This window comes from Stenotrophomonas sp. (assembly GCF_031995405.1).
Lineage (GTDB): Bacteria > Pseudomonadota > Gammaproteobacteria > Xanthomonadales > Xanthomonadaceae > Stenotrophomonas.
Genome location: NZ_DAMAGC010000051.1, coordinates 15,835 through 27,028, shown reverse-complemented (window position 1 = coordinate 27,028; position 11,194 = coordinate 15,835). Strand labels below are relative to the sequence as shown.

The 11,194-nt window shown below is 61.2% G+C and carries 11 protein-coding genes and 1 other RNA gene; 4 read left to right on the top strand and 8 right to left on the bottom strand.

The genetic code is table 11. The features are described 5' to 3' along the window. The 4 genes from RTO53_RS10915 to RTO53_RS10900 form a co-directional block, all read left to right on the top strand. The coding region (locus RTO53_RS10915; protein ID WP_312237813.1) for a GNAT family N-acetyltransferase at positions 1-393 on the top strand (393 nt) is incomplete at its 5' end. Positions 394-492: 99 nt separating this feature from the next. Next, positions 493-852 (top strand): hypothetical protein, encoded by a 360-nt coding sequence (locus RTO53_RS10910; RefSeq protein WP_312237812.1) that lies wholly within the window; start codon positions 493-495, stop codon positions 850-852. Between the two features lie 127 nt (positions 853-979). Further along, positions 980-1,382: a transfer-messenger RNA gene (gene ssrA, locus RTO53_RS10905) on the top strand. 155 nt (positions 1,383-1,537) lie between these two features. Next, a complete protein-coding gene (locus RTO53_RS10900; protein ID WP_312237811.1) occupies positions 1,538-2,755 on the top strand; it encodes an integrase arm-type DNA-binding domain-containing protein in 1,218 nt (405 codons plus the stop codon). A gap of 4 nt (positions 2,756-2,759) precedes the next feature. On the opposite strand, the gene RTO53_RS10895 is transcribed toward RTO53_RS10900, so the two are convergent. The 8 genes from RTO53_RS10895 to RTO53_RS10860 all read right to left on the bottom strand — a co-directional run bounded on the left by RTO53_RS10895 (position 2,760) and on the right by RTO53_RS10860 (position 11,194). Further along, positions 2,760-3,437 (bottom strand): hypothetical protein, encoded by a 678-nt coding sequence (locus RTO53_RS10895; protein WP_312237810.1) that lies wholly within the window; start codon positions 3,435-3,437, stop codon positions 2,760-2,762. 241 nt (positions 3,438-3,678) lie between these two features. After that, the gene (locus RTO53_RS10890) at positions 3,679-4,386 is read right to left on the bottom strand and encodes a hypothetical protein (RefSeq protein WP_312237809.1); all 708 of its coding nucleotides are present in this window, start codon (positions 4,384-4,386) and stop codon (positions 3,679-3,681) included. Between the two features lie 134 nt (positions 4,387-4,520). Next, on the bottom strand, positions 4,521-4,931 hold the full coding sequence (locus RTO53_RS10885) for a hypothetical protein (RefSeq protein ID WP_312237808.1): 411 nt from the start codon (positions 4,929-4,931) through the stop codon (positions 4,521-4,523). Positions 4,932-5,198: 267 nt separating this feature from the next. Beyond that, positions 5,199-5,726 carry a hypothetical protein gene (locus RTO53_RS10880; protein ID WP_312237807.1) on the bottom strand — a complete coding sequence of 176 codons (528 nt, stop codon included), beginning with the start codon at positions 5,724-5,726 and terminating at the stop codon, positions 5,199-5,201. A gap of 3 nt (positions 5,727-5,729) precedes the next feature. After that, positions 5,730-6,353, bottom strand: coding sequence for a hypothetical protein (locus RTO53_RS10875; protein ID WP_312237806.1), 624 nt, complete (start codon positions 6,351-6,353; stop codon positions 5,730-5,732). Between the two features lie 249 nt (positions 6,354-6,602). Further along, positions 6,603-7,070 carry a hypothetical protein gene (locus RTO53_RS10870; protein WP_312237805.1) on the bottom strand — a complete coding sequence of 156 codons (468 nt, stop codon included), beginning with the start codon at positions 7,068-7,070 and terminating at the stop codon, positions 6,603-6,605. A 2-nt stretch (positions 7,071-7,072) separates the two neighbouring features. Beyond that, positions 7,073-8,347 (bottom strand): hypothetical protein, encoded by a 1,275-nt coding sequence (locus RTO53_RS10865; RefSeq protein WP_312237804.1) that lies wholly within the window; start codon positions 8,345-8,347, stop codon positions 7,073-7,075. Positions 8,348-8,359: 12 nt separating this feature from the next. Then, entirely contained in the window at positions 8,360-11,194 is a 2,835-nt protein-coding gene (locus tag RTO53_RS10860; RefSeq protein WP_312237803.1) for a hypothetical protein, read from the bottom strand.

Below are 11,194 nucleotides of genomic sequence, written 5' to 3'. Positions count from 1 at the left end.
GCCAGCGTCGAGGACACCCGCGCGGTGTTCGCCGGCCTGCTCGCCTTCAACCAGGCCGCCAGCGGCGATGCCCTGGACGACCGGCCGGTCAACCGGGTGATCCACGATGCCGCCGGCCAGGTCGTGGCCGGCATCGCCGCCGATGTCTGCGGTGGCTGGCTGATGGTGCATGCGCTGTGGGTGGCCGACACCCAGCGCGGCCGGGGGCTGGGCCAGGCGCTGCTGGCCGACGCGGAGCAGCAGGCCCGGGCGCTGGGGGCGCACGCGGTGACCCTGGACACCTTCTCCTGGCAGGCGGAGGGCTTCTACCTCAAGCAGGGCTATGCGGTGTTCGGCCGGCTGCCGGACTTCCCACCGGGGCACCAGCGCCTGTACCTGCGCAAGCCGCTTTAGCGCCTCCGCCCCGCCCTGAACCGACCCGGCATCAGGTTGTTCCCCGTCCAGGGCGCGCAGCTGTCAGAATCCCCGCATTGAAACGGAAAGGATCCGCGCGTGACCCTCGAACATACCCCGGAGCCCGTGCAGGCGGCCGACGAACTGACCACCCTGCGTGCCGACGTGGCCGCGCTGGAATTCATCTTTGATGAACTCGCCCGCGCCATGGACCCGGCCGCACTGCTCAAAGTGCTGACCTACCTGATCCGCAACGCCAAGCGCGCGGCGTCGGAGAATCAAAGCTACGACAGCCTGGAACACCGCCGGCTGGTCGCCCAGGTGGAGTCGCTGATGGCACGGGTCGAACCCCAGGCCAAGAAGCAGGCGATGACCGTGCGCAACGAACACAACCGCCTGCGCAAGGAAAAAGCCCGCCACCAGGCCGACAGCCGTCGCCAGCAGGAAGGCAAGCGCTGACCCCTCCGCTGGGCACGGGCAAGCCAGAACTGGCCTTGCACCGTGACTGTTCAGCTGAATTGGAGTAGCATCGGCCCCGTCAAGTAGCGTCTGGGTCGCCAGATGTCTTGCGGTTCTTGAAGAAACCGGGGGTGCATTGGTTTCGACGGGGGTTGTGAAGTTACTTGGTGCATGCCGAGGGGGCAGCTTTCCTCGTTAATCCAGCAGCAAACTTTTAGTTGCCAACGACGACAACTACGGTTCGAACGACTTCGCAATCGCTGCCTAAAAACAGCTTTAGCGTTTAGTTCTACAGCCGCCTAAGGCGAACCCCCGAACCTACTTGTGCCCGTGCTCGTAGATGTAGGGTCATTATCACGGAACCGGTTGTGATGGCTGCCTGTCAGTCACGACTTAACTAAAGCAGGCTGGTCCTGGGGTGCGCTTTGCACACCGTGCTGCCACAGGATGAGATCCAACGGTGAGCTAAGCATGTAGTACCGGGGATGGAGTGCCTTCGGACGGCGGTTCAATTCCGCCCACCTCCACCATTGAAGGGTTCGAAAGAATCCTAAGAAGCCCGGGAACCCTTACACAATAAGGGTTCCCGGGCTTTTTTATTTCCGGCATCGTTCGGGACCGTGCGTTGCAGGTCGTGAGACCGTGGGGGCATATTCTGGGGCATCTACCCCATGCCCCCAGACAGATGCCCCCACTTACCGATCTTGCCTTGCGGCGTGCCAAGCCGGCCGAGAAGACCCAGAGACTCTTCGACGGCGGCGGCCTCTACCTGGAGATTTCCCCTAAGGATGGTCGGTGGTGGCGCCTGAAATACAGATTCGACGGGAAGGAGAAGCGCCTCGCCCTAGGCGTCTACCCGGACGTGCCCCTCGCACTGGCGCGGCAGCGGCGTGAGGAGGCGCGCCAGATGCTGGCGCGGGGCATCGATCCCGGCGAACACCGCAAGGCAGCGGCCCAGGCGAAAGCCGAACTCGGGGCCAACACCTTCGAAGTGACCGCGCGCGAGTGGCTTAGCAAGCGGGATTGGGTGCCGAAGTATTCGGTGAAGGTGGTGGCGTGGATGGAAAATGACGTGTTCCCGTGGATCGGATCCAGACCGGTAGGGGAGCTGACCGCCCCAGACTTCCTGCGTGTTGCGCGACGTATCGAAGCCCGGGGCGCGATCGAGTCTGCCCACCGGATCATGCAGAACTGCGGCCAGATCATGCGGTATGCGATCGCCACCGGGCGCGCCGAGCGAAATCCCGTCGCCGACCTGCGCGGAGCTCTGCCCCCTGCCCCTGAGCGCAACCACGCGGCCGTAGTCGACCCGGTTGACCTGGGACACCTGCTGCGAGCGCTGTATTCCTACCGGGGCACGATCATCGTCCAGACAGCGCTGAAGCTGGCGCCCATGCTGTTTGTCAGGCCCGGGGAGCTCAGACAGGCGGAGTGGGCCGAGATCGATCTCGACGCAGCCCTCTGGAGCATCCCAGCGGCGCGAATGAAGATGCGGCAGGCGCATCTCGTCCCGCTGTCCCAGCAATCTGTCCAGTTGCTGCGGGAACTACACCCGCTCACCGGACGGAGCCAGTTCGTATTTCCTGGCGGCCGGAGCGTGAGGCGCCCCATGTCAGAGGGAGCCGTGCTGGCCGCGCTCAGGGTGCTGGGATTCGACAAAGAAAAAGCCACTGGCCACGGCTTCCGAGCGACAGCGCGCACGCTGCTGGATGAGGTGCTGGGCCACCGGCCTGACATCATCGAACATCAGCTCGCGCACGCGGTGAAGGACCCGAACGGCCGGGCCTACAACCGCACTACGCACTTGGTGGAGCGCACCCGGATGATGCAGGAATGGGCGGACTACCTGGATAACCTTCGTAAAGGCAACGCATTGGCGCTGGGGGCAGGCAAAGCAGCTTGAACAGTCAGTCTGGCTTCAATACACTCGCGCGCTCGCACCGATGTCTGATTAATTCGATCAACATCAATGTAATCTCCAAGAAGGCTTGTCGAACTTCCGTGTATATGCCATCGGGAGGCGAATGATCAGCACCCCCAAGCACTAAGCGGACCTTGAGGCTGCCGTCTTCCATCTTTTCCATGGACTCGCGCTGCTGGAACAGCTGCCTGACATGAAAGTCCGAGAAATGAATTGCTCCAGAGGTATTTTCGTACACGGTTTGAATCCAGCCGGCCAATGGTGATATCTGCGCAATTAGCCATGCGTCCGTTGCTTTCTCCTTCGCCCCCCTGAGCTTCATCTTGCGGATAACTTTACCCGCCGCAAAGTCGCGAGCGAATGACTCCGCTGTCATTCCCACGGTCTCTTCAGCCCAGTAAAGAGCGTACGCTCGCGCCAATGTATCTAAATTGAGTCTGACCAAAGTCATGCCCATTTGACCGTTGTGGTCTCCGATGGCATGCGTGAATGCCTTCTCAAGAGAGAGTGTTCGTCGCACGGCCGCCAACAGAAAGTGCCTCTCGCATTCCCGTTCCGGCGGGTACTTAAGAAGAGCTTCCGTAAGACGAAATATCTCGCCCTTGGCGAATTCATACCAATCGGGGTCACCGAACCTTCCAGAGGGTTTAGCACGCTCGTTCATGAGTCCATGATAGCCCGGCTACGAATTTGCTGTGATCTGCCATGCGTTGCGGCAACGATGCAGGGATTGAAAATCCCCGTGTCGGCGGTTCGATTCCGTCCTCGGCCACCATAATTTAAGGGCTCGCAGCAATGCGGGCCCTTCTTCTTTCTAGAGTTGCACGGAATTTGCACGACCGTCGCTTAGGAACGAATGCCGAGACCTAGACCGCCCGAGAGCGGCACGGACAGCACATCAGCCATCAAGGCATCCGATTTTCCTCATATCTCTTTGCGACAGTGGCTTGCATCACACCAGCCAACCAGAGCATCTCAACAGACCTCTTGAGCCTGTTCCTATAGAAGAACGTGAGATGGCGTGTTCCAGCGACCTCGTCGTACTTCAGACAGTATTGGTCAAGCTCTACCGCCAGCTCAACCAAATCGCCCTTGAAGGCCACAAAGCGCTCATCACCCTTGGGCGAGTCTGGATACTGCGTCTTGAGGTGATCTTCAATCAATGAGGCGCGAAGCTCGTTGTCCTCTAGGACCTCTTGCACTGTCTTGCTCGAGAGTGACGGTTCACCTTTGGTAACCCAAAACCGCTGAAAACCGCGTGGTGCGGGCCGCGACATGACACGCTCCCATTCCGCCATAACACCCTCCAAGCGCTTGTGCATGTCCGACAGCAACGATTGGCGCTCCATGTATTCGAGCTGCTGAGCGATCTGGCGTCGGGCGGCCTGCGCCTCCAAACGTGTCACCCGGAGGGTCATGACGACCAAGACGACAGTTACGATCCCAACCACCGGATTAACAACCCCGCCCAAGTAGTCGCCAAACTGCCCCCACGCCTCGGGATCACCGACTCCATTTCTCGCAAACGCGGCTCGATATGCCAGCACAGCGGCGGTGGCGGCACCGACCGTGAATGCAACTAGCCCAAATACAGTCCATTCGAACTTCTTCATTTGTGTCCTTGACATGAAGCAATTAGCGCAAGGGTCGGGCGTGCGCCCTACCATGTCAAGGTCGCGGAAGATCAACAGAAACAACGACTAAGCCGATCACCCGCGATCACTAGCGATCTAATGGAATCAGTCGCTTAGCGGGCGCGTGGGGTCAGTTTGGGGTCAGTCAAAGGGAGGGCTTTCAACGCCTCCCTCAACCGCCGCTCCTGCGGGGTCTCGGCCCGCTTCCTTTTGGGTTTCGCCGCTGCCGTTGGCGGATGGCCGACCAGGCGCGCCACAGCCTCCCGCAGCGGCACCCCCTCCAGCACCCTGGCCGCACACCACCGCTCGGCGTAGCGCTTGCCCTGGTCGATGCTGGCCGCCCGGACCTGCTTGTCCTGCCAGAGTTTCCTGCACGCCAAGGTGACGCGGATGCCCTCGGCGCATGGCTGCACGCTGGCGATCTGGCGGTTCCCCCACCAGAGCCCCCAGTGCTCACCATGCTGCACCCAGCCTCGCGGTCGGGGCGCAATCATGAATTCGGTGTAGTCGCAGGGCGGGAGCATGGCGCGCAGGATACGGACCGGGGTCTCAGATTCCGCGACTAAACGTAATCGGGCCGCGAAGTTGTCGGCGCGGCTCAGGCGCTCCCGGGTTGAACAGACGATGCGTCCGACAGGACAGGCCGCACGCTCGCGCCGGGGCGCGCCAGCGGGGAATCTAGCGCGGGCCCGTCGTGGCCGCTGCAGTTGCCTGCCCAGCTTATCTGTCAGAATGCTAAAGCTATCGAGATTTGAAAAGTCTCAGGATCTCGATGATCCTGAGACGAATAATCAGTTAGTGTTGAGTCGGGACAGGGTACGCGATGCCGGCGTAATATCCACTTTGCGCATGCAACCGAACTTTGTTCCCTGGAACCAGAAAGCGATCATTGAGTCGCCCACCTGAGTTCCGAGAGTATTCCATTCCAAATCATCCGCAGCATGGTTAATCACTATCAGATTCGGATATCTCTTCCGCACGGACGAAAAAGGAATGCAACTGCCCGAAAGATCGAAGGAAACGGAATCAGCATGATTATTCTTACCCATCACCACCGCGACGTCATTTGCGAACAGTGAGGGGGCTATCTCAGCAGACTTCGAACGCGCCGTACTGGAGCTCGAGCTGTCGGGACGTAAGGCAGCGGATGGGATCAGCTTCCTCAAATCACGCGCATCGCCCGGGAGCGCAAGAGCGATCTGTTCCGTCAAGGCCCAAAATTTCTGCTGCGCCTGCGGACTGGCCTTTGGTTCTGACGCCGACGCCGCGGAAGAAAGCAGTACAAATGAGACTGCGAGCACGTAATTGCAAATTTTCATTGATTAGCCCTCCTCGTCTGGACCGTACAGCTCATCATACACGTTCCCCCAATGAACTTTGTAGTTCACACCCGTCGTCGATGTGACATTGGTATCGCAGAACAAGTCGCCAACCCGTTTATCTAGATTTGCACCACCCGCGTTGATTAGGGCCAACAGGGCGCCTGAATTGGAAGCTGCCAGACCTATATCCGAGAAGCCCTCACTGGTATCGAGTATCTCAGTTCGTGCGAGAGCATTATTTATGACGGCACGACCTTCGTTTGTGCACGCCTTCTCAATGTAGTCCTCCCGTGTACCTAGAGGAAAACTTGCATCGAACAATGCATGCCCCAGCTCATGACTTACTTGCGATACGCGAAAGTAAATGCCCGGCAAATCCGGAGCATCTGGATTACAAGCAAAATTTTGCACATAAACCACATGGTTCACCTTATCCAGACGGGAACCAGCCGCGTAGGCAAATGTGTAGCCCGACGAATTCACTTGGCCCATCAATGTTGGGGAAGCGTAGATGAAGAAATCTATACAGTCGCCTAGACCCGTGTTGACGGGTTGATCCTGAGCCCTCACCCCGCCAGAGTAAATTCCAAATAAAATCGCTAAAAGAAACAATACTGACTTCATGTCGCCTCCGTACTTTGCAGTTGATTCGGACATGCACCCCATGTGCGATATCAGTCTGGAGAGTTAAGACGGAATTAGCTGCGACAAGAGTCTCATTTGCCTGTAAGTATTTTCTTACCTGGACCGCCGTCGCTAACGGCGCTACGCCGCTCGACACAGAAGACAGCCACCGACGATGGAGGCCTACCGCGTCAGCCGCGCAGTGAACACGCCTCGCAACAACCGTGCGGATCTGCTTGAGGTCTTTGCCTAGCTTGCCGGCACATGCACCTCGGGCACCACATCCAAGGGGAGGCTGACGGCCTCTGGCCATGGATACGCCTCAGGCTGCGGCAGCAGTGGCAGCACATCCGCGAAGGTCTCAATGCCCGCCGGCAGGCTCACCACCATCTGCTCCAGAGCCAGGTTCACGTCGTCTCGCCACGCCACCATCGCACGGGCCTCGGCGCGATACCGCGGCACGCCGCTGTTGTAGTAGCTGCAGCACGTCTCGATGCTGTCATAGCGCCGCTTCACGACTTCGTGCGTCATCCACGCCCACGCAGCATCACGGACGGCTTTGAAGTGGGCCGCCGTGTACAACTCATAGCGCGGCGGCACCGGCGCCGGGATGTTGGTAAGCAACCATTCCTCAGGCCAGTCACGGTGCCCGCGCGGAATGTATGCGCCGGTCTCCATGCACATCAGGCAATCGGGGTCTGCAGTGAGCCGGTACATAGTCAAAGCTCCGCGTCAAAAATGTAGGAAACCGCGCCCCCAAAGGGTGCGCCGACGTAGACCGACTGAGCTGGGGTCAGACCGGAACTCGCAAGTGTGAGCGCGATTCTGTTAGTCCCGATTGGGATCAACGTAATCCCCGTGACCGGCTTACTGCCTCCGATGTCGGTGATAGTAGCGAGGGCACCCACAGACCGGGCCGACGGCTTCGTTCGCATCGGGACCGCGAAGTTCAAAAATGCGATTGCGGACGATGCATCCAGCACCATGGCTAGGGTGAAAGCGTTGCCTGCCTCCTGGTCGTAGCGATAGCAATAGCGGTAGCACCGCAACAAAAGATCACCCGGATGCTCAAACTCAAAAGCCGTAGGAACGTCTCCATCTTCCCACTGAACCAAGGCAATATCGAAGTCTCCGGACTGGCTCCCGACTACGCCGGCGATGTTGGTGTAGTTGGAACCAACATCGATCCACAAGCGCAGCCGGACGTGATTGTTCGCTCCAATGATTTTCCCCGCACAGCTTGGCAGCGCGATCTGAACGGTGAATTTCTGCCACTCCGTGGTCAGGTTCAGCACCGGCCATACTTGGTTTGTGTCGGCCGAGCCCCCCGCTCCAAAGTACTGCACGGTACTCACGCCCATCTTGCGTGTCGAAGATGCCTTGGCCCAGAAGCTGAGCACCGAATTTGTCCCTGAGAATGTCCTCACATCCTCGACCGTCTGCCCCGTGTAGGCCAAGGCTGACGCGCTGTTGTTACTGATAGAACCAACGCGTAGAAACGTAGCGGGGTTGCCAGGCACCGCTGTTTGTCCTGCCGGAAACAGCTGCTGGGACATCGCCATCATGGTGCCGGCGCTCGCCATGTACCAGCGATCCACGCAGTGGTACTGCGGGTTGAACCCCGTGTCGACCACCGGTTTGTTGGTGGCGCGCTGGGCAATCAAATGGCTCCCATTGATGATGCGGTTGCGGCCGGACAGGCGCCCGACAATCGCGGCCAGTGCCCCATCAGCGTCCTGCCGGGCGATCTGCTCTGCATCGATCCTTGCGCCTAGTACGTCGTCCAGCTCAGCGCGCGTTTGCGCCTCCTCGAGCAAGCCCGCCTGCAGAGCCGCGATCGATGCGGATACGCCGCCACTTCCGCCCTCCAGCGTGGAAAGCCGCTGCTCTGCCTCGGCAGTGTTCTCGTTGACGATCGCAAAAGAGGTCCGCCCAGGCAGTCCTCGCTTCCCACCTGGCTGGATGGTGTCCTGATCAATCTGCTTAAGTGCCATGTTCTCTCCGGCCTAGGTTTCGACGGACACGATCGACAGGCTTTGCTCAATGGTCTGGCCAGTGAAGCTTCCTGACTGGTGGTACACGTCTTGTTCGGTTGCGCCGACGATCTCGGCGCGGTACTGCCGCTGCCGGCTTCCATCGGCCCCGTCGTTGAGTGTTATGGCACCGCCCCAGCCAGCGTCGGCTGTGTCGGGCCCATCCCTCTCGTTGTTTATGTTCACGCCGCCGCGGGCAACGAACTGCGTCCAGAAGGTCTCTGGGTCGTTCTCCACTTTTCGGTAGACGTTGATGGTGCAGGTGTTCTGCCCCGCTCCAGCAACAAAGCCGTCTTGTCCTTGAGTGCTCTTGATGCGGCGATGCTGGCGACTGAAGCTGACTACGACGTTTTTGTTCCGCCCGTTCGTGGAGAATGGCCCGCACACCAGCTGCGTACCGGTCATGACAACGCTGGTGGTCTGCACCGCATTGCGCAGCACGCCTGCCGCGAGGGCCCCACCCCAATAGGCATTGCCGGCGCTGTCCATCCACATCACTGCGTTCGACTTCGTCGCGGCGCCTGCGCCTACGTTGGGGCCGAAATAATCCATCAGCCCCTCCATGGTGTTGCCGAAACCGGTGCCGATGATTCGCTGCGCTGCGCCGTTCCACACCCGCAGGTATCCGTCCCGCCACTCCATGCCACGATCCGCACCAGGTGCGATGATCTGGAAAGTGCTGCTGAGAAATCGGGTATTGACCACCCGCCCGTCGTTGTCGATCTCCATGCCGCCAATCAGCGGTCCGTTGCCACCGTCGGCTATCAGGTGCAGGAAGGCCTTGGCCAGCACCTGCGTGAGGCCATCGGCGGTCTGCTGCACCTGGGCCTGCATGCCCTGCACCACCTGCGCACTGGCCTTGCCGTCGACCTCGGCTTTCACCGAGCCGAGCTGCTCGGACACAGCCGTGATGCCATCTGCGTTGTGCTCAACACGCGTTCGAAGCTGATTGACCGCATCGGCCGATGCCTTGCCTTCCAGCTCCGCATGCACGCCGACGAGCTGCTGGGCCTGCGCCGATACGTCCTCGGCGATCGCATCGATCTGCTCGGTCACCCCCGCCTTGAAGTCGCCGAAATCGGCGGTGACGGCCTCGACCTTCTTGGCCTGCGCGTGGTCGCCGTCGGCGATCACGGTGAAGACCGTGACCGTGCCGGCATTCCAGTCGCTCTCGCCCGCATTCCAGTCGTCGTCACCGGCATGCTCGCCGTCGAACTGGGCATTAAGCGAGGTCACCCGTTCGCCCATCGATACCAGCCCCTGCTCGGTCTGCTCGACCTTGGCGGTCACGCTGTCCAAGGCCTCGACCGAGGCAACCTTCCCGTCGCCATCAGGCAGGCGCGCACTGATCAGCTGCGTGGCCTGAGCGTTGGCGCTGTCGCCATCAGCGCGCGCCTGACGCTCTTCTGTCACGCTCGCCTCGGTGGCCAGCGCCCCGTCACCCACCGGCATACGCGCCTGGACGATCTCGATTGCCGTTGCCGAAGCTTCATCGGCACTGACGCGTGCGTCTCGCTCCGCCGCAAACAAGCCAGTTGCGATCTGGGACAGGTCCGTCCCTTCGTAGTCGCCACGCAGCTGGGCGGCCAACGTTTCCCGCTTGCTCGCCTCGGCAACGTCACCCGCGACCCGCGCCCGTGCTTCCTCCTGCACCAGCGCCACGCCTGCACCCGGAGTCGGCCTGCCGATGGCCACCCAGTCCACCATGAAGTAGTTGGCCACCGCCTGCTCATCTCCGAACTGCAGGCGGACTGCATCCACCTCGCCCGGCCACCAGGCAATGTCCGCCACGTCGACCGTGGCCACACCATTGTCATCCCACAGGGGCTTGGGTATCGGCGCCCGCTTGTCCACGTCCCAGTTCTGGTCCTCGGCCGTGATCCACTGCAGGTAGCCATTCCACACCGGCGTGCCCACTCGCTTCACGCGCAGCTTGGCGAAGCGATAGGCGCTGCCGTCGATCTCCAACGCCGGCGGCGACTGCACCCATGGTGCCTCGCTGGCATTGGCCGGCCGCAGCCAGCCGTCGGTCACGGTGGGATCGGACCCGTTCCCTGTCCAGCCATCGGCCGTCGTGTCGAAGTACCAGATTTTCCGGCTATCGAACTGTGTGCCGCTGCCGGCCACGATCTCCGACAGCGCGCGCGACAGCGATTCAACGTCGCTCTGGCGGGTTTCGGCCTCCAGCGTAATGGCGGCCTCGCGCGCCAGTCGCTCGTTGAGGTCGCCGTCTGCTCGGTGCTGCGCCTCCTCGGTGATCGCTTCCATGGCGTCCGACACGCCCTGCTGTCGCAGCGCCGCCTCGGCCAGCAGATCGCGCGCAGCGTCGACCAGCCCATCGGCCCGGGCAGCGGCCTCGATTGCATCCGCCTCGATGCGATCGGCAATCTCCTTGGCCAACCGCTCCTGCTGCTCGATGAGGTCGCTCGTGGTCGGTGATGGCGTGGCCTCCACCACCGAGCCCGAGCCCGGCTTTCCGCGCACCGTGGGGGTGATCCGGAACCACCACTTTGTGCCGCTGCCGTCGCTGTAGAGGTAGCGGGTCTCGACGGTGCGGTAAATCTCCGTCCACGGCCCTTGAGGGCTCGGCCCGCGCTCAATGACGTAGATCACGCCGGCCTGGTCGACCGGATTCCATTCGATCAGCACGCCATCGGCCACGGGGTTGGGGACAACCCCGTCCACCGGCGGCACCTCCGGCGGCCGATAGGCCACCGGGAACCAGGTCGAGTAGCGCGGCGCCGCCGGTGACGGGGACGGCAGCGCGCCCACGCCGATTTCAACCAGCGTGAGTTTCCTTGCCAGCAT

What these genes read in the sequence shown, in the direction of transcription:
- RTO53_RS10870 (WP_312237805.1), bottom strand. Translation starts at nt 7,070, where the DNA reads ATGTACCGGCTCACTGCAGACCCCGATTGCCTGATGTGCATGGAGACC.
- RTO53_RS10885 (WP_312237808.1), bottom strand. Translation starts at nt 4,931, where the DNA reads ATGCTCCCGCCCTGCGACTACACCGAATTCATGATTGCGCCCCGACCG.
- RTO53_RS10900 (WP_312237811.1), top strand. Translation starts at nt 1,538, where the DNA reads ATGCCCCCACTTACCGATCTTGCCTTGCGGCGTGCCAAGCCGGCCGAG.
- RTO53_RS10860 (WP_312237803.1), bottom strand. Translation starts at nt 11,194, where the DNA reads ATGCTGGCAAGGAAACTCACGCTGGTTGAAATCGGCGTGGGCGCGCTG.
- RTO53_RS10865 (WP_312237804.1), bottom strand. Translation starts at nt 8,347, where the DNA reads ATGGCACTTAAGCAGATTGATCAGGACACCATCCAGCCAGGTGGGAAG.
- RTO53_RS10875 (WP_312237806.1), bottom strand. Translation starts at nt 6,353, where the DNA reads ATGAAGTCAGTATTGTTTCTTTTAGCGATTTTATTTGGAATTTACTCT.
- RTO53_RS10890 (WP_312237809.1), bottom strand. Translation starts at nt 4,386, where the DNA reads ATGAAGAAGTTCGAATGGACTGTATTTGGGCTAGTTGCATTCACGGTC.
- RTO53_RS10880 (WP_312237807.1), bottom strand. Translation starts at nt 5,726, where the DNA reads ATGAAAATTTGCAATTACGTGCTCGCAGTCTCATTTGTACTGCTTTCT.
- RTO53_RS10895 (WP_312237810.1), bottom strand. Translation starts at nt 3,437, where the DNA reads ATGAACGAGCGTGCTAAACCCTCTGGAAGGTTCGGTGACCCCGATTGG.